We start from the raw sequence: 17401 nt of genomic DNA on the forward strand, positions 1-17401 counted from the left end.
GGTGCACCGGTCACCGGGCCGCACCCCCCACGCGACGATCCGCCATCCCAGCGCTCGAAAGGCCTGGCATGCGTCCACTTGGTCCCCGCAGGCCGCAAGTCCTCGACCTGTTCTGTGGCGCTGGAGGGGCAGGCATGGGCTACCACCGTGCAGGCTTCGACGTCGTCGGCTGCGACCTCCAGCCCCGCCCGAACTACCCGTTCAAGTTCATCGAAGGCGATGCTCTTGACTGCTTCCGGGAGATCGTCCAGGACTTCGATCTGGTGCATGCCTCTCCGCCGTGTCAGTCGCAGTGCACCCTCACCAAGGGCACGAACCAGGGGCGTACGTACGTCAACCTCATCCCCGAGGTCCGCGCACTGTGCGAGTGGTACGGCGTGCCCTACGTGATCGAGAACGTGCCGGGCAGCGAGGTCCGCAGGGACATCGTCCTGTGCGGCGAAATGTTCGGGCTCGGAGTCATCCGCCACCGACAGTTCGAGATCGGCTGGTACTGCGCAACCCCCAAGCCGGTCCACCGCAGGCACCGTGGCCCGGTCCGCGGCTGGCGCCACGGCGTCTACCGCGACGGCCCCTACATCGCCGCCTATGGCAAAGGCGGGGGCAAAGGCGACGTCCCTGAAATGCAGGCAGCGCTCGGCATCGACTGGACCGACATCCACGAGGAACTGACCGAAGCGATCCCGCCGGCCTACACCCAGTGGATCGGCGAGCAGTGGATCACCCTCAGCCAATGGGGCGCCCACTGGCGCGACTGCACCAACAGGTGTATCTGCCCGCCCATGCCCGGCCTCACAGCCGCCTGACCCGCGCGCAGACAGCGAAACCCACAGCGACCACACCTGCCACTGAGCACAGCGAGGGCCCCATCTCGGCGAAGTCCGGGCTGCCCTCACCCACGTCCCGGCCGCCACCGGCCCTCAACAACCACTGAGGAGTACCCAATGCCCCGCACCGCGATGCCGTGGTTCGAGACCTTGACCGACAGCGTGTCCGCTCTCGGCGCTGCCGCCCGCGAGGCCCGCATCGCCCACCGGGCCGCGCAGGCCGCCAGCGAGCAATACAACCCCGACCGGCTCCGACCCGTCGACGGCGCCATCACCATCCCCGGCCGGCAGTCCGGCGTACCGGACAGGCCGCACGACCGGGCGCTGTTCGAGATCGGCGCATCCCACCGGGCGCACGAGCGCCGCATGACCGAGCTCTGCGACAACACGGCCGCCGCATACGCCTACGGCGCCGCCTGGGCCATCCACCGCGTCCTCGACGGCCAGCAGCCCCCGCTCGTGGAACTGGGACGCAAGCCCGACGGCCGAACCGCCATCCCCGACGAGCTGCTCCCCGTCCCGCCCGCGTTCAAGGGCCTGGACCGCTGGAGCGGACACCAGCGCTTCGAGCACGCCCGCAGGGAGCTGGAACGCCTCGGCAACCTCTGGGACTGCATCGGCCTCGACGAACACGACTTCCCCGACGGCTTCAACATCGCGGACACCCTCGAAGACCTCGAAGGCTTCCCCGACGCGGCGTTCCTGTACGGCCAGATCGCCGAATCCGCGCTCACCTTCACGCTCCTCGAACCCCGACACGGGCACCGGGGCTAGCTACGCCGAGGGCGGCCCCCGTCTCGCCAAAGTCCGGGGCCGCCCTCGTCCACAACCCATCAACAGATCTGTGGAGGTACCCAGCATGACCCACCCCACCGACTTCCCGCGAGACCCCAGCCGTCCGGCCTTACCTGCCCACCTGCGTACCGCGCTCTGGCTCGCCGAGGTCGGACTGCCAGTCCTGCCCCTGCGCGCGAGCAAGCTCCCCGTGGGGAACTGCCACGCCTGCACCAGCAGCAAGGCCGCTGGGCCCTGCCGGTGCGGGGACCGCCCGAACATGAAGTTCGCCGGCCCTTGCCAGTGCCCCGCCCCTTGCCACGCCTGGGCCGCGGCCACCACTGACCCGGCCGTCCTCACCTCTCCCGCGTGGGCCCGTGCCTGGCGCCAGGCCGGAGGCGTCGCCTACCACGCTGGCGGGGCCGGGCTGACTGTCGTGGACCTCGACAACACTGAAGCGGTCGCCTGGGCCCGCCAGGCCCTCCCCGCGACCAAGACCGTAGCGACCACCCGCGGTGAACACTGGGTCTACCGGGGCGCCATGCAGTCCGCCAACGGGGTCCGGCCCGGCGTGGACATCAAGTCCCTGATGTCCTACGCCCGCTGGATCAGCACCGGAACCGGCACCATCACCGTCCTGCCGGACACCGTCCGCGCGCTGGTCGTCAGGGAAGAGTCCACCCACCCCGGGCGAGGGGAGGTGGACTCTTCGTCTCCTACTCGTGCCACCTGGGACCGATCGGTTGCCACCGGCTGTCGCCACACCGACACCTTCATCCGCACCGGACTGGAACGCGGGCTCGCCAGGATCACCGCCTGCCGCGACGAGGGCGCCGGATCCCAGGCCTACGGCGTCGCCCGCTTCCTCGCCAACCAGCACACCACCTGCCCCGGCCCCTGCGGCCTGGAAATCCTCGCCCGGCACATCATCGACGCAGCCGTCTCCGTAGACGTCCCCGAGGCGTACGCCGAGCGGGCCGTCAACAACGGATTCGGCGCCGTCCTGGTGAGGACATCGTGACCGACCGCCCCAGCCCCGCCGAACCGGCCCCCGCCCCGAACGGCAGTGGCGCGCCGAAAGCCGTCGCCGAAGGCGTCCCTTCATCCGTTCTCCCTGACCCACTCGCGGACGACGGGCGGCGGCCGGTGGCCTGGCTCCACACCGTCGCCCCGCCCTCCTACGGCGCCAGCCCCAGCGTGCGCTCCTGGTGCTCATGCGGCCGGGACATCTTCGCCGCCGGCCGCGCCCGGGCCCTCGCGCTCATCGCCGACCACGAACAGCACCGCACCACCTGCCCCCGTCTCACCCGGCGAAGGGAAGCCGCATGACCACGCACGACCCCGAGCTGTGGGAGGGGTTCGACCAGATGACCCCGGAGGACTTCGGCGGGCCCGGGTGGGACGAGCCCGTCCCTCTCAACCCGCGCGGACCGCTCCCGGCCTTCCCCGTGGACGCCCTGCCCCACTGGCTCGCCGCCATGACGGCCGGAGTCGCGGAGGAGACGCAGACGCCCGTCGACCTCGCCGGATGTCTCGCACTGGCCGTCATCGGCACCGCCGCCGGCGGACGCCTCACCGTGACCGTGCGCGGGCAGTGGAGCGAACCCGTCAACCTCTACACCGCCGTCGCTCTCCCGCCCGGCAACCGCAAGAGCGCCGTGTTCGGCCTCATGACCAAACCCCTCCTCGCCGCCGAGAAGGCCCTCATCGACCTCACCGCACCCCAGCGGGCCGAAGCCGCGGCCTCCGCCCGGATCGCGAAAGCCGCGGCCGAGAAGGCCGAGAAACTCGCCGCCAACGCCGATCCCGAGAAGCTGGCAGGGCTGACCGCCCAGGCCATCTCCCTAGCGGAGGCAGCCGAGCGCGCCGTCATCCCGGTCGAGCCGCAGCTCGTCGCGGACGACATCACCGCCGAAAGCCTGACCAGCCTCCTCGCACAGCAGGACGGACGGATCGCGATCCTGTCCCCCGAGGGTGAGATCTTCGAGATCATCGCCGGACGGTACTCCGGCGTCCCGAACATGGGGATCTTCCTCAAGGGCCACGCCGGCGACATGGCCCGCGTCAACCGCCAGGCCCGAGACGCCCAGCACATCGAGAACCCCGCCATCACCATGGGCCTCGCCGTACAGCCGGACGTCCTGGACTCCATCGGACAGATCAAAGGCGCCGACGGCCGCGGCCTCCTCGCCCGCTTCCTCTACTCCAAGCCCGAATCCCTCGTCGGCTACCGCAACCTCACCCCCGAACTCCTCCACCCCGACACCGCAACCACCTACGCCCAAACGCTCGGGGGGCTGGCCCTGACCCTCGCGGCCTGGACCGAGACCACAACGCTCACCCTCACCCCGGAGGCCGACGCCGTCCTCCTGGCCTACCAGCGCGTCACCGAAGCCCGCCTCCGCAAGGACGGACCCCTGGCGCCGATCGTGAACTGGGCCAGCAAGCGCGACGGCGCCGTCGCCCGCATCGCAGGCCTCCTCCACCTCGCCACCCACCCCGAGGACGCCTGGACCCGGCCCATCACCGCCGCCACCATGGCCGCCGCCACCCGACTCGGGGACTACTACACCGCCCACGCCCTCGACGTCTTCAACGCCATGAAGGCCGACCCCGCCCAGGAAGCCGCCCACACCGTCCTGACCCACCTGACCGAGACCCGCACCGCCACCTTCACCAAACGCGACCTCTTCCGCGCGATGCCCCGCAGCGAGTTCCCCGCCATGAGCGACCTCGACCCCGCCCTCGACCTCCTCGAGGAACACGGCTGGATCCGCCAGCAGCCCCCGCCACCCCGCACCACACGCGGCGGCCGACCGCCCTCCCCCCGCTACGAGACCCACCCCCGCATCACCCCCGCCGCCTGAAAACCCCCCAACCCGCTGACAGAACTGACAGAACCTCCCGACTAGGCCCCTGATCTGCGGAAACGAGCACTTTCGGAGCTCTGACAAAACCTCCGGAAACTCTGACAGAACTCCAAAAACCTCGCCGCGGGGCGAGCCGTCCGGTCTGACAGAACCTAGGTTTTCGAGGTTCTGTCAGAGTTTTTTGAGGTTTTGTCACGCAGTCCGAACACGACAAAACCACAGGTCAGGAGCCATGCGGCGAGGTTCTGTCAGTTCTGTCAGCGATTCCAGCCCTCCGGCAGGGCTGGCATCGCCCGACTGACCTCTCATGGACCGGAAGGAACGTCACCACGTGGCACTGATGGTCGTACCCGAGAGACGGCTGCACAGCGTCGAGGAAGCAGCGGAGCTCCTCAACTTCGGCCGCTCCACAGCATTCGAGGAGATCAGGCTCGGACGCCTGCGGACGGTCCGCGTCGGCCGACGCCGACTCGTCCCCACCGAGTACGTCGACGAGTACGTCGAACTCCTCAAGCGCGAAGCCCAGGCCGCCGCGTAGCAACAACCAAACCCAACACGGGGCCGCACCGATGCCGGTGCGGCCCCGCTTTCATGCTTGAAAGGTGCCAGATGGACAAGGAGAGCGTGCCGGGCCGTAAGGCTGCCAACGGCGAGGACTCGATCTACTGGGACAAGTCCAAGGAGCGCTTCATCGGCGCCGTTTCGCTGGGCTACACCCCGGCGGGGAAGCGCCACCGCCCCAAGGTATCCGGCAAGACGAAGACCGAGGTGCGGCGGAAGCTGCGGGAGCTCCGCAAGGAGCTCGAACAGGGAGCCAAGGCGCCCGCCCACTACACCGTGAAGCAGGCCGTGGAGACCTGGCTCGCGCAGGGCCTCAAAGGCAGGGCACCCAAGAGCTTGGAGACCTACCAGTACCTGGCCGCAACGCACATCTACCCGTCCCTCGGCGCGGCCAAGGTGCGCGTGTTGGAGGCGGACACACTGGACGACTGGCTTGACGAGAAGGCCGAGGTACTGGCCACCAGTTCGCTGCGGCTGCTGCTTTCAGTCCTGCGGCGGTCCATTACACATGCGCAGAGGCGCGGCCGGGCAGCACGCAACGTTGCCGAGTTGGTCGCGGTGCCGGAAGGACGGCCCGGCCGGCCCAGCAAGTCCCTGACCCTGGAGCAGGCAACTGCGTTGCTCAGCGCCAAGGAAGGGAAGTGGATCCACGTGTACGTGGTCTTGTCGCTCCTGGTGGGGACGCGGCCGGAGGAGACGCGTCCTTTGACCTGGGCCCACGTCCACACCGCGCCGGACGACGGCAGCAAGCCGCACATTGACGTGTGGCGGTCCGTGCGAAGGACCGGGGACACGAAGACACGGAAGAGCCGGCGGTCCCTGGCCATGCCGAAGCAGGCGGTGGAAGTGCTGGAGGGGCACCGGGATCGGCAGCAGGCCAAGTTCAAGGCCGCTGGCAAGACCTGGACCGAGCAGGGCCTGGTCTTTCCGTCGAGGGAGGGCCAAGGCCGTGTGATGGCCGCCAGCAGCGTGCGCATCAACCTGCGCTCGCTACTGAAGGATGCCGGGTTCAGCAATCCGGGAGATTGGACGACCCGGGAACTGAGGACGAGTTTCGTGTCCCTGCTCTCCGACCACGGGGTTCCCATCGAAGCGATCTCCCGGCTGGTCGGACACAACGGAAGCAACACAACGGAACGCGTGTACCGCAAGCAGATCCGGCCTGTTATCACCGAAGGTGCCGAGGCGATGGACGAGATCTTCGGCCGTGCTCACGACGGCGACGCTGAAGCGCCGTAAGACGGTCCGCTTACGGCTCGTGGCTCCCGGATTGGCTCCCTCGGGCGGACGCGGGGCGGTAGTGAGGCCTTGACCTGTGGCTATCTGCTGCGGGCGCAGGAACGGCTCTTAGAACCTTCTTAGGGCGCACCGGGAGTGTGCGGCCATGACCACTCGAAGCACTCGACACACACCCGCGGCCCCCTCCGTCGTGATCGGTGCGGGCGGCACCGGCGGGCACATCTATCCGGGGCTCGCCCTCGCCGAGGCGCTGCGCGCGGCCGTCCCCGGCGCCGTGGTCTCGTTCATCGGGACCGAGCGGGGCCTGGAGACCGAGCTGATCCCGGGTGCCGGCTACCGCCTGCACACCGTCGACATGATCCCCTTCGACCCGGCGCTGGGCGCGAAGCGCTACCTGCTGCCCGCGGCGCTGCTGCGATCGGCGCACCAGGCCCGGTCGGTGATCCGGGCGCAGGGCGCGCACGTGGCCGTCGGCATGGGCGGCTACCCCAGTGCGCCCGCCGTCCTCGGGGCGCGGCTGGCCGGGCTGCCCGCCGTGATCCACGAGTCCAACGCGGTGCCGGGCCGTGCCAACCAGTTCGCCGCCCGTCTCACCCCGCACGTCGCGGTGGCCTTCGACCGCAGCCGGGGCCACCTTTCGGGCGGGGAGCGGGCGCTGACCACCGGAATGCCGATCTCCGCCGCCCTGTCCGCGCTCGCGGAACTCTCCGGACCGGACCGGGCGGCGCTGCGCGCCGAGGCGCGGCGGGCCCTGGGCGTGCCCGGGGGGCGCCGCCTGGTCGTCTTCAACGGCGGCAGCCTGGGCGCGGTCCGCCTGACCCGGGCCGCCGCCGCGCTGGCCGGGCTGTGGCAGCACCGGGACGACGTACAGCTGCTGGTCAAGACGGGTCCGGCGGCGCTGGCGGACACCGTCGCCGAGCTCACCGCGTCCGGCGGGCAGCGCATCGCGCGGGCCCTGCCGTACCTGGACCGGATGGACCTCGTGTACGCGGCCGCCGACCTGGTCGTGTGCCGGGCCGGTTCGGCGACCGTCGCGGAGCTGGCGGCGACCGGGGTCCCGGCCGTGCTCGTCCCCTACCCGTACGCCCCGGGCGACCACCAGACCCACAACGCCCGGGTGCTGTCCGACGCGGGCGCCGGACTGCTGCTGCCCGATGCCGAGACCACTGCCGAACGGCTCGCCTCGCTCATCGGCCCGCTGCTGGCCGATCCGGCCCGGCTGGCGTCGATGGCCGGCGCCGCCGACCCCGGCCCGCACGCGCGGGCCGCCGAACTGCTGGCCGCCGAGGTCCTGCGCGTGGCCGGCCTCCCCCTCCCCCTCCCCCTCCCCACGCTGGAGCGCATATGAACAACTGGACCGACCGCACCGTCCTCGTCACCGGAGCCGAGGGCTTCATCGGCTCGACGCTGGTGGACCTGCTGGTGTCCCGGGGCGCACGGGTCCGTGCCTTCGTGCACTACAAGCCGTACGCGGAGAAGGGCCACCTGGCGCGCTACCTCGCCGACCCGGACGGCCCGGTGGAGATGTGGGCGGGCGACATCCGCGACGCGGGCCGGGTCAGCGACGCGGTGGCGGGCTGCGACACCGTCTTCCACCTGGCGGCGCTGATCGGCATCCCGTACAGCTACGCCTCCCCGGGCGCATACGTGCAGACGAACGTGACGGGCACGGAGAACGTGGCGGAGGCCTGCCGCCGCCACCGCGTCCGCCGCCTCGTGCACACCTCCACCAGCGAGGTCTACGGCACGGCGCTCACCGCGCCCATCTCCGAGAGCCACCCGCTCCAGCCCCAGTCCCCGTACTCGGCGTCGAAGATCGGCGCGGACATGATGGCGCTCTCCTTCCACCACGCCTTCGAGCTGCCGGTGACGGTGGTGCGCCCGTTCAACACGTACGGGCCCCGCCAGTCGGCGCGCGCGGTGATCCCCACGATCCTGGCCCAGCTGCACGCCGGCTCCCGGGAGATCCGCCTGGGCTCGCTCACCCCGACCCGGGACTTCACGTACGTGACGGACACCGCCGCCGGCTTCCTGGCGGTGGCGGAGTGCGACCGGGCACTGGGCGAGGTGGTCAACCTCGGCACCGGCGAGGAGATCTCCGTCGGCGACCTCGCGCAGGCGCTGATCGCCGCCTCGGGCCGGGACGCGGAGGTCGTCGTGGACCCCTCCCGGCTGCGCCCCTCGGGCAGCGAGGTCCACCGGCTCCTGTCCGACAACTCCCGTGCCCGCGACTGGGCGGGCTGGAAGCCGGAGGTCTCCCTCGCCGAGGGCCTGCGCCGCACCTCGGACTGGATCGCGGCGAACCTCGCGCTCTTCGCCCCGGACCGCTACCAGGTCTAGGGGCTGTCTGGCGGATGTCCGCGGCGTCGCGGACATCCGCCAGACCCCCCAGCCCCCCACAAGGTCTGTTACCGCAGGCTCCGCACGTCCAGGTACCGCAGCACCCGGTCGACGATCTCCGGATCGGCGCCGGGTTCGCTGCGGGCGGAGAGCACCTCGTGGCGGGCGGCCGACATCATCTCGCGCTGGATCCGCTGGATGTCCCGGATCCGCGCCACCCGCTGTACGTAGGCCTCCCGCCGCTCCTCGTCCACCATGTCGGGGCTGATCCGGGCCCCCACGTCGTACGCGCGCCGGTACAGCGTCTCCACCAGGTCCTCGGGGAGGTCCTCCACCTCCTCGATCTCCTTCAGCCGCCGCTTCGCGGCCTTCGCGGCGCGGATCGCCAGCTGCCGCTCGATCTCCTTGTCCGCGTCCGAGTCGGCCTCCACCCCGAGCCTGCGCACCAGCCACGGCAGGGTCAGGCCCTGCAGGACCAGCGTCGCCATGATCACGGCGAAGGCGATGAAGACGATCTCGTCCCGCGCCGGGAACGGCTCGCCCGCCTCCGTGCGCAGGGGGATCGCGATGGCCAGCGCCACGGAGGCCACGCCCCGCATCCCGGCCCACCACATGACGACGCTCTCCCGCCAGCTCAGCGGGATCTCCTCCGCGTAGTCGCGCCGCGTGTGCAGCTTCCTGGCGAGCCAGCCGGCCGGCAGCAGCCAGAACAGCCGTACGCCGACCACCACCCCGATCACGGCCGCCGCCCACCCGGCCATCTCCCACTCGCGTCCGCGCGCCGTGCCGAACACGTTGTGCAGCTCCAGGCCGATCAGCCCGAACGCCACCCCCGTGACCAGCGTGTCGACGACCTCCCAGAAGGTGTGCCCGGCGAGCCGCCCCAGCACGTCGTCGGCGTCGTTCGCGTACTCGGCCAGGAAGAGCGCGGTCGTCAGCACGGCCAGCACCCCCGAGCCCTGCAGCTCCTCGGCCAGGACGTAGGCCACGAACGGCACGAGCAGCGTCAGCCCGATCTGCAGCGTGGCGTCTCCCAGCAGCCCCATCAGCCGGTGGGCGGCCCAGCCGAGGGCGAGCCCGACGGCCACGGCGACGACCGCGGACAGCACGAACTCGCCGAGCGCGGCCGGCCAGGAGAAGGTCCCGCTGACGGCGGCGGCGATGGCCACGTGGTACAGCACGATCGCCGTCACGTCGTTGAAGAGCCCCTCGCCCTCCAGGATCGACACCATGCGCCGGGGCAGCCCGAGCGATCCGGCCACGGCGGTGGCGGCGACGGGGTCGGGCGGGGCGACGAGCGCGCCGAGCGCGACGGCGGCGGCGATGGGCAGCCCGGGCACGACGGCGTGCGCGGTGGCGGCGACGGCCGCGGTCGTGACGAACACCAGGGCCACGGCGAGCAGCAGGATCGGCCGGATGTTGGCCGCGAACTGCCGCCAGGAGGTCCGCTGCACGGAGGCGTACAGCAGCGGCGGCAGCACCAGCGGCAGGATGAACTCGGGCGGGATGTCCACGTTGGGCACGGCCGGCACCCAGGCGAGGGTGGCTCCGCCGAGGGTCATGAGCACGGGCGCGGGCAGCCCGAGCCGGTCCCCGAGCGGCACCGTGATCACGGCCCCGAGCAGAAGCACGAACAGCAGAGCAAGCTGATCCACTCCCCCACCTTCGCAGCCCGCCGGCGCCGGCGTGGGAAGGCGCGGGCGCCGGCCCGGGCCAGGGGGTGTCTGACGGATGCCCGCGGCGTCGCGACGCCGCGGGCATCCGTCAGACACCCCCTAGGGCAGGGGTCGCCGCATCGCGCGGTGGGGAATGCCCGCCTCCCGGAATTCCGGGCCGTACGCCACGTATCCGAGCCGCTCGTAGAAGCCGACCGCATGCGTCTGCGCGCCCAGGTCCACGGCCGTCAGCCCCAGCCGGACCGCCTCCGCCTCGATCGCGCGGACGAGCGCGACGCCGACGCCCAGCCCGCGCGCGGTCTTGCGCACGGCCAGCCGTCCCAGCGAGCCGACCGCCGGGTCGCCCGTTTTGGCCCGGGCCGCGGTCCCGTGCAGCAGCCGGCCGGTGCCCAGGGCCGCCCCGTCCGCCGCAACGGCCAGTACGTGCACCGCGTCCGCGTCGTACGCGTCGTACTCGACCGACTCCGGCACGGACTGCTCGACGACGAACACCTCGGTCCGGACCTCGAGGCGGGCCGCCGTATCGGCCTCGTCCGAGGCCACCCGGACCGAGAAGGCCGCGTCGGTCACTCGCTCTCGGCCCGGATCACGTCCAGCGCGTGCTGGAGGTCCGCCGGGTAGGTGCTCTCGAACTCCACCCACTGGCCGTCCGACGGGTGCTCGAAGCCCAGCCGCACCGCGTGCAGCCACTGCCGGGTCAGGCCCAGCCGCTTCGCGACCGTCGGGTCGGCGCCGTACGTCAGGTCGCCGACGCAGGGGTGCCGGTGCGCGGACATGTGCACGCGGATCTGGTGCGTGCGCCCGGTCTCCAGCTTGATGTCCAGCAGCGAGGCGGCCCGGAAGGCCTCGATCAGGTCGTAGTGGGTGACCGACGCCTTGCCGTCCTGGACCACGGCCCACTTGTAGTCCGCGCTGGGATGCCGGCCGATCGGCGCGTCGATCGTGCCGCTCATCGGGTCCGGGTGGCCCTGCACCAGCGCGTGGTAGCGCTTGTCCACGACCCGCTCGCGGAACTGGTTCTTCAGCGAGGTGTACGCCCGCTCCGACTTGGCGACGGCCATCAGGCCGGACGTGCCGACGTCGAGGCGGTGCACGATGCCCTGGCGCTCGGACGCGCCGGAGGTCGAGATCCGGTAGCCGGCGGCGGCGAGGCCGCCGATGACGGTGGTGCCGGTCCAGCCGGGGCTCGGGTGGGCGGCGACGCCGACCGGCTTCATGATGACGACGATGTCGTCGTCGTCATGGACGATCTCCATGCCGGGGACGGGCTCGGCGACGACCTCGACCGGCCGCAGCGGCGCGGGCATCTCGACTTCGAGCCAGGCGCCACCGTGCACGCGCTCGGACTTCCCGACGACACTGCCGTCGACCGACACCTTCCCCTCGGCCGCGAGTTCGGCCGCCTTCGTCCGGGAAAATCCGAACATACGGGCGATGGCGGCGTCGACGCGCTCGCCCTCGAGGCCATCGGGAACGGGCAGGGTGCGGATCTCGGGAATCGTACTCACCTGTCGAGTATGCAGGACTCGGCAGTGCGGCTTTCCCGCGATCAGTCCTTATGGACGGTGCCGTCCGGGTCCAGCCCGCGGAACGACAGCAGAACGATCAGGATGCCGCCGCACACGATCGCCGAGTCGGCGAGGTTGAAGACGGCGAAGTGGGACGGCGCGATGAAGTCGACGACCGCACCGCGGAACACGCCCGGCGAGCGGAAGATCCGGTCGGTGAGATTGCCCAGCGCTCCGCCGAGCAGCAGGCCCAGCGCGATCGCCCACGGCAGGCTGTAGAGCTTGCGCGCCAGCCGCACGATCACCACGATCACGGTGGCCGCGATGAAGGTGAAGATGATCGTGAACGCCTCGCCGAAGCCGAAGGCCGCACCGGCGTTGCGGACCGCCTCGAACCGCAGCAGGTCGCCGATGATCTCGATCGGAGGCTGGTGCTCCAGCTTCGCCACGACCAGCATCTTGCTGCCGAGATCCAGCAGGTACGCGAGGAGGGCCACGACCAGCAGGGCCGCGATCCGCCGGCGCCCATGGGGCTGCCCGGCGGACTCCGGCTGGCTGTCGTCCCCGACGTCCGGCGTACCGATGATGCGCTCCGCCTCTGCCACGTGAGTCCCTCGAACTGGTTCGGACCAGGCTCCTGCTGGACCCTGACGAGACACGAGAGTACGTCAGGGCACCCGCCTGCCGCCTACCCCCCGGGCGCTGCGCGACGGCCTAGTGCCGGCGCTCCTGCTTCTGCTTGCAGTCCACGCACAGCGTGGCCCGCGGGAAGGCCTGCATCCTGGCCTTGCCGATGGGCTTCCCGCAGTTCTCGCAGATCCCGTACGTGCCCGCCTCCAGGCGCTCCAGGGCCCGCTCGGTCTGCTCGAGCATCGAGGTGGCGTTCGCCGCGAGGGCCAGCTCCGACTCCCGCGTGATGTTCTTGGTGCCGGTGTCGGCCTGGTCGTCGCCCGCGCCGTCACCCGAGTCCCGCATCAGGCCCGAGATGGCCACCTCCGAGGCGTCGAGCTCGGCGCGCAGTCTGAGCACCTCGCTCATCAGCTCGCTGCGGGCCTCGTCGACCTCTCCCTGGGTCCAGGGGTCCTCCCCGGGCCGTACGGCGAGCTCGCCGGGCGTGGTGGCCGCCGTGACCCTCGCCTTGGGCAGCCCGCTGGTCGCGGCCGCGGCCGTCTTCCTCGCCGTACCGGTGCTCTTCTTGGCAACCACTTTTCCGACTCCCGTCTTCTTCGCGGCCTGCGCCGCCCCCTCGGCCCCGGCCGATTTGGCCGCGGCCTGCCGCTTCGCGACGGCAGTCGCCTTCTTGACGGTGCTCGCCTCCTTGGACGGCGTCTCGTGCGCGGCCGCCGCCACGGCGGCGGCCGCCTTCTTCGCGGACGCCTTCGCGGGCGCCGGCTCCTTCTTCGCCGGCGCCTTCCTCGAGGACGTCTTCTCGGCCGCCGCCTTGGCAGCCGCCTTCTTGGCCGGCGCCTTCTTCACGGGTGCTTCGGCCAGCGCCTCTCCGGCAGTACCGGCGGTCTTCTTCGCCACCATGGCCGCGGCCCCTTCACATACTGTGATCATTGCTCGCGAATCGTGCCGGAACGATAAATCGGCTCCAGCCCCGCGGCAACGGGGCACGCATCCATCGAGGTCAACCTGCATCCGTTGTGCCCATCCGCAGGCCCGGTAATCCGCCCCACAGGCCCCACGGGAGTCCGTACCGGCGCGTAGGCCCGTTCGGGTCACCCGGGCGGCCCTCCCGCGCCCCCGCCACGCCGTGCCCGCCGCCCCCCGCGCGGGCGCCCGTAAACCGGTCTGCCGAGCGCCCCCGGGCCCCGTACACTGGGCCCAGCGAAAGGCATGGATGGGGACGAGTAGCGTCGGACGCAGCCAGGAGCGACCCGGGGACGGTGAGAGCCCGGGGGCGAGCGCGATGTGAAGGATCACCCCGGAGCCGCCGGAAGAAAGCCCGTACGGATCCCCGTAGGGCCCGTAGAACCGGCTTCGCACCCCAATGAGGGGGCCACCGGATCCGTCCGGCGGCCAAGGAGGGTGGTACCGCGGGAGCCGCAGCGCTCTCGTCCCTCCGGACGGACGTGACATCCCGCCGGAGGAAGAGTTCAGCCTCATGACCACACCGCCGCAGTACCGCCCGGTCCCCGCCCAGGTCGACCTGCCCGCCCTCGAGCACGCAGTCCTCGACTTCTGGCGCGAGAGCAAGACCTTCGCCAAGACCCTGGAGCAGTCCGAGGGCCGCCCCGAGTGGGTCTTCTACGAGGGCCCGCCGACCGCGAACGGCATGCCCGGCGCGCACCACATCGAGGCCCGCGTCTTCAAGGACGTCTTCCCCCGGTTCCGCACCATGCGCGGCTACCACGTGGCCCGCAAGGCCGGCTGGGACTGCCACGGCCTGCCCGTCGAGCTCGCCGTCGAGAAGGAGCTCGGCTTCAACGGCAAGCAGGACATCGAGGCGTACGGCATCGCCGAGTTCAACGCCAAGTGCCGCGAGTCCGTGACCCGCCACACCGACGCGTTCGCCGACCTCACGACCCGGATGGGCTACTGGGTCGACCTGGACGACGCCTACCGCACGATGGACCCCGAGTACGTCGAGTCCGTGTGGTGGTCGCTGAAGGAGATCTTCAACAAGGGCCTGCTCACCCAGGACCACCGCGTCGCCCCCTGGTGCCCCCGCTGCGGCACCGGCCTCTCCGACCACGAGCTGGCCCAGGGCTACGAGACGGTCGTCGACCCCTCGGTCTTCGTCCGCTTCCCGCTGACCTCCGGCCCCCTCGCGGGCGAGGCGGCGCTGCTGGTCTGGACGACGACCCCGTGGACCCTGGTGTCCAACACGGCGGTCGCCGCGCACCCGGACGTCACCTACGTCGTGGCGCGCCGTACCGGCGCCGAGGACTCCGAGAGGCTGGTCGTCGCAGCGCCGCTGCTGGAGAAGTCCCTCGGCGAGGGCTGGGAGGCCACCGGCGAGACCTTCACGGGCAAGGAGATGGAGCGCTGGACCTACCAGCGCCCCTTCGAGCTCGTCGAATTCCCGGCCGAGGCCCACTACGTCGTCAACGCCGAGTACGTCACGACCGAGGACGGCACGGGTCTGGTCCACCAGTCCCCCGCCTTCGGCGCCGACGACCTCGCCGTCTGCCGCGCGTACGGCCTGCCGGTCGTGAACCCGGTCCGCCCCGACGGCACCTTCGAGGAGGAGGTCCCGCTGGTCGGCGGCGTCTTCTTCAAGAAGGCCGACGAGAAGCTGACCGCCGACCTCGACGCGCGCGGCCTGCTCTTCAGGCACATCGCCTACGAGCACAGCTACCCGCACTGCTGGCGCTGCCACACGGCCCTGCTCTACTACGCGCAGCCGTCCTGGTACGTCCGCACCACCGCCGTCAAGGACGCGATGCTGCGGGAGAACGAGAAGACCAACTGGTTCCCGGACTCCGTCAAGCAGGGCCGCTTCGGCGACTGGCTGAACAACAACATCGACTGGGCGCTGTCCCGCAACCGCTACTGGGGCACCCCGCTGCCGATCTGGCGCTGCGAGGAGAACCACCTCACCTGCATCGGCTCGCGCGCCGAGCTGGGCGAGCTGACGGGCACGGACCTCTCCGGCCTGGACCCGCACCGCCCGTACATCGACGATGTGACCTTCACCTGCACCCACGAGGGCTGCTCCCTGGAGGCCGTCCGCGTACCGGAGGTCATCGACGCCTGGTACGACTCGGGTTCGATGCCGTTCGCGCAGTGGGGCTACCCGTACAAGAACAAGGAGATCTTCGAGAAGCGCTACCCGGCGCAGTTCATCTCGGAGGCCATCGACCAGACGCGCGGCTGGTTCTACACGCTGATGGCGGTCGGCACCCTCGTCTTCGACAAGTCCTCCTACGAGAACGTGGTCTGCCTGGGCCACATCCTCGCCGAGGACGGCCGCAAGATGTCCAAGCACCTGGGCAACATCCTCCAGCCGATCCCGCTCATGGACCAGCACGGCGCGGACGCGGTGCGCTGGTTCATGGCGGCCGGCGGCTCCCCGTGGGCGGCCCGCCGCGTGGGCCACGGCACGATCCAGGAGGTCGTCCGCAAGACCCTCCTCACGTACTGGAACACGGTCGCCTTCCAGGCGCTGTACGCCCGTACCTCGAACTGGGCGCCCTCGGCCTCCGACCCGGCCCCGGCGGACCGCACGGTCCTCGACCGCTGGCTCCTCTCCGAACTCCACACCCTCGTCGCCGAGGTCACGGATGCGATGGAGTCCTACGACACCCAGCGCGCGGGCAAGCTGCTCTCCTCCTTCGTCGACGACCTGTCGAACTGGTACGTCCGCCGCTCGCGCCGCCGCTTCTGGCAGGGCGACGCCGCGGCCCTGCGGACCCTGCACGACGTGGTCGAGACGGTGACCCGCCTCATGGCCCCCCTCACCCCCTTCATCACGGAGCGGGTCTGGCAGGACATGATCGTCCCGGTGACCCCGGAGGCCCCGGAGTCGGTGCACCTGTCCTCGTGGCCGGTCTCGGACACCTCCCAGGTGGACGCGGCCCTGTCGCAGCAGATGCTGCTGGTCCGCCGCCTGGTGGAGCTGGGCCGGGCCACGCGCGCCGAGTCGGGCGTGAAGACCCGCCAGCCGCTCTCCCGGGCCCTGGTCGCCGTCTCGGGCTTCGAGTCGCTCTCCCCCGAGCTCCACTCGCAGATCACGGAGGAGCTGAACGTCTCCTCCCTGGCCTCGCTCTCCGAGGTCGGCGGCTCCCTCGTGGACACCACGGCCAAGGCCAATTTCCGCGCGCTGGGCAAGCGCTTCGGCAAGGGCGTCCAGGACGTGGCGAAGGCGGTGGCCGCGGCCGACGCGGCGGCGCTGTCGCTGGCGCTGCGCTCGGGCGAGGCCTCGGTGGAGGTGAACGGCGAGCTGGTCACCCTCACCCCGGAGGAGGTCATCATCACGGAGACCCCGCGCGAGGGCTGGTCGGTGGCCTCCGACTCCGGTGCGACGGTCGCCCTCGACCTGGAGATCACCCCCGAGCTGCGGCTCGCGGGCCTGGCGCGTGACGCGATCCGCCTGATCCAGGAGGCCCGGAAGAACTCCGGCCTCGACGTGGCGGACCGGATCGCCCTGCGGTGGTCCGCCGCGGACCCGGAGGTCGTGACGGCCCTGACCGACCACGCGGCCCTGATCTCGGACGAGGTCCTGGCCACGGACTTCGCCTCCGGCGAGGCCGACGCCACGTACGGCGAGCCCTTCACGGACGAGCCCCTGTCGCTGACCTTCCGCCTCCGCAAGGCGTAACCCGCCCCGAACCGGCCCGCCCTTCCCCTCCCGGGGGGGGCGGGCCGTTGTCGTTCCCCGCCTGCGGGCCGGTGGCCGCGCCTCAAACGCCGGCGGGGCTGGGTTGTCGTCCCCGGTCGGGGGGTGGGGGCGGGGGGCCGCCGGGGGGTGTCTCCTCGGCTCGCGCGGTACTCGGGGTCTCGGCTGTACCCGGTGGCGCGCGCTCGTCCTGCGGGGACACCCCCCACCCCCACCGGCCGCGCGCCGGGGCCGTGGGGCGGGGACACTCCGGGGGCTCCCCGCAGGACGAGCGCGCGACCCGGGCCGTCTGGCCGAGACGGGGCCGCACGCGCCGAGCCGA

General features: G+C 71.4%; 15 protein-coding genes. 10 read left to right on the forward strand and 5 right to left on the reverse strand.

Annotated elements, in window-relative coordinates:
* The first annotated feature begins 68 nt into the window (after positions 1 to 68).
* The 9 genes from ACTVZO_RS11985 (at position 69) to ACTVZO_RS12025 (ending at position 8611) form a co-directional block, all read left to right on the forward strand.
* Positions 69 to 806 carry a DNA cytosine methyltransferase gene (locus ACTVZO_RS11985; protein ID WP_443298364.1) on the forward strand — a complete coding sequence of 246 codons (738 nt, stop codon included), beginning with the start codon at positions 69 to 71 and terminating at the stop codon, positions 804 to 806.
* Positions 807 to 944: 138 nt separating this feature from the next.
* A complete protein-coding gene (locus ACTVZO_RS11990; RefSeq protein WP_443298365.1) occupies positions 945 to 1601 on the forward strand; it encodes a hypothetical protein in 657 nt (218 codons plus the stop codon).
* 85 nt (positions 1602 to 1686) lie between these two features.
* Positions 1687 to 2622, forward strand: coding sequence for a bifunctional DNA primase/polymerase (locus ACTVZO_RS11995; RefSeq protein WP_443298366.1), 936 nt, complete (start codon positions 1687 to 1689; stop codon positions 2620 to 2622).
* Positions 2619 to 2930: a hypothetical protein gene (locus ACTVZO_RS12000; protein WP_443298367.1), complete on the forward strand. Its 312-nt coding sequence runs from the start codon at positions 2619 to 2621 to the stop codon at positions 2928 to 2930. Before ACTVZO_RS11995 ends, ACTVZO_RS12000 begins: the two co-directional genes overlap by 4 nt.
* A complete protein-coding gene (locus tag ACTVZO_RS12005; RefSeq protein WP_443298368.1) occupies positions 2927 to 4468 on the forward strand; it encodes a YfjI family protein in 1542 nt (513 codons plus the stop codon). The genes ACTVZO_RS12000 and ACTVZO_RS12005 overlap by 4 nt, the downstream gene beginning before the upstream one ends.
* Positions 4469 to 4811: 343 nt before the next feature.
* Positions 4812 to 5009, forward strand: a complete 198-nt coding sequence (locus tag ACTVZO_RS12010; protein ID WP_079408054.1) for an excisionase family DNA-binding protein — start codon at positions 4812 to 4814, stop codon at positions 5007 to 5009.
* 71 nt (positions 5010 to 5080) lie between these two features.
* Complete coding sequence (locus ACTVZO_RS12015; RefSeq protein WP_443298369.1) at positions 5081 to 6271, forward strand: site-specific integrase; 1191 nt, start codon at positions 5081 to 5083, stop codon at positions 6269 to 6271.
* A 145-nt stretch (positions 6272 to 6416) separates the two neighbouring features.
* Complete coding sequence (locus tag ACTVZO_RS12020; RefSeq protein WP_443298370.1) at positions 6417 to 7619, forward strand: UDP-N-acetylglucosamine--N-acetylmuramyl-(pentapeptide) pyrophosphoryl-undecaprenol N-acetylglucosamine transferase; 1203 nt, start codon at positions 6417 to 6419, stop codon at positions 7617 to 7619.
* Positions 7616 to 8611 carry an SDR family NAD(P)-dependent oxidoreductase gene (locus tag ACTVZO_RS12025; protein WP_443298371.1) on the forward strand — a complete coding sequence of 332 codons (996 nt, stop codon included), beginning with the start codon at positions 7616 to 7618 and terminating at the stop codon, positions 8609 to 8611. Before ACTVZO_RS12020 ends, ACTVZO_RS12025 begins: the two co-directional genes overlap by 4 nt.
* Before the next feature lie 68 nt (positions 8612 to 8679).
* On the opposite strand, the gene ACTVZO_RS12030 is transcribed toward ACTVZO_RS12025, so the two are convergent.
* The 5 genes from ACTVZO_RS12030 to ACTVZO_RS12050 all read right to left on the reverse strand — a co-directional run bounded on the left by ACTVZO_RS12030 (position 8680) and on the right by ACTVZO_RS12050 (position 13325).
* Complete coding sequence (locus ACTVZO_RS12030) at positions 8680 to 10266, reverse strand: Na+/H+ antiporter (RefSeq protein WP_443298372.1); 1587 nt, start codon at positions 10264 to 10266, stop codon at positions 8680 to 8682.
* A 120-nt stretch (positions 10267 to 10386) separates the two neighbouring features.
* A complete protein-coding gene (locus ACTVZO_RS12035; RefSeq protein ID WP_443298373.1) occupies positions 10387 to 10857 on the reverse strand; it encodes a GNAT family N-acetyltransferase in 471 nt (156 codons plus the stop codon).
* Positions 10854 to 11795, reverse strand: coding sequence for an RluA family pseudouridine synthase (locus ACTVZO_RS12040; RefSeq protein WP_443298374.1), 942 nt, complete (start codon positions 11793 to 11795; stop codon positions 10854 to 10856). The genes ACTVZO_RS12035 and ACTVZO_RS12040 overlap by 4 nt, the downstream gene beginning before the upstream one ends.
* Before the next feature lie 41 nt (positions 11796 to 11836).
* Positions 11837 to 12400 carry a signal peptidase II gene (gene lspA / locus ACTVZO_RS12045; protein WP_443298375.1) on the reverse strand — a complete coding sequence of 188 codons (564 nt, stop codon included), beginning with the start codon at positions 12398 to 12400 and terminating at the stop codon, positions 11837 to 11839.
* Positions 12401 to 12509: 109 nt separating this feature from the next.
* Positions 12510 to 13325: a TraR/DksA family transcriptional regulator gene (locus tag ACTVZO_RS12050; protein ID WP_443298376.1), complete on the reverse strand. Its 816-nt coding sequence runs from the start codon at positions 13323 to 13325 to the stop codon at positions 12510 to 12512.
* Between the two features lie 577 nt (positions 13326 to 13902).
* Here ACTVZO_RS12050 and ileS point away from each other — a divergent pair.
* Positions 13903 to 17061 (forward strand): isoleucine--tRNA ligase, encoded by a 3159-nt coding sequence (gene ileS, locus ACTVZO_RS12055; RefSeq protein WP_443298377.1) that lies wholly within the window; start codon positions 13903 to 13905, stop codon positions 17059 to 17061.
* Positions 17062 to 17401: the final 340 nt, after the last annotated feature.

Source organism: Streptomyces sp. IBSNAI002, from assembly GCF_052244475.1.
Classification (GTDB): Bacteria; Actinomycetota; Actinomycetes; order Streptomycetales; family Streptomycetaceae; genus Streptomyces.

Coding starts and splice junctions, on each gene's coding strand:
- ACTVZO_RS11985 (WP_443298364.1), top strand. CDS start 69: ATGCGTCCACTTGGTCCCCGCAGGCCGCAAGTCCTCGACCTGTTCTGT.
- ACTVZO_RS11990 (WP_443298365.1), top strand. CDS start 945: ATGCCCCGCACCGCGATGCCGTGGTTCGAGACCTTGACCGACAGCGTG.
- ACTVZO_RS11995 (WP_443298366.1), top strand. CDS start 1,687: ATGACCCACCCCACCGACTTCCCGCGAGACCCCAGCCGTCCGGCCTTA.
- ACTVZO_RS12005 (WP_443298368.1), top strand. CDS start 2,927: ATGACCACGCACGACCCCGAGCTGTGGGAGGGGTTCGACCAGATGACC.
- ACTVZO_RS12010 (WP_079408054.1), top strand. CDS start 4,812: ATGGTCGTACCCGAGAGACGGCTGCACAGCGTCGAGGAAGCAGCGGAG.
- ACTVZO_RS12015 (WP_443298369.1), top strand. CDS start 5,081: ATGGACAAGGAGAGCGTGCCGGGCCGTAAGGCTGCCAACGGCGAGGAC.
- ACTVZO_RS12020 (WP_443298370.1), top strand. CDS start 6,417: ATGACCACTCGAAGCACTCGACACACACCCGCGGCCCCCTCCGTCGTG.
- ACTVZO_RS12025 (WP_443298371.1), top strand. CDS start 7,616: ATGAACAACTGGACCGACCGCACCGTCCTCGTCACCGGAGCCGAGGGC.
- ACTVZO_RS12050 (WP_443298376.1), bottom strand. CDS start 13,325: ATGGTGGCGAAGAAGACCGCCGGTACTGCCGGAGAGGCGCTGGCCGAA.
- ileS (WP_443298377.1), top strand. CDS start 13,903: ATGACCACACCGCCGCAGTACCGCCCGGTCCCCGCCCAGGTCGACCTG.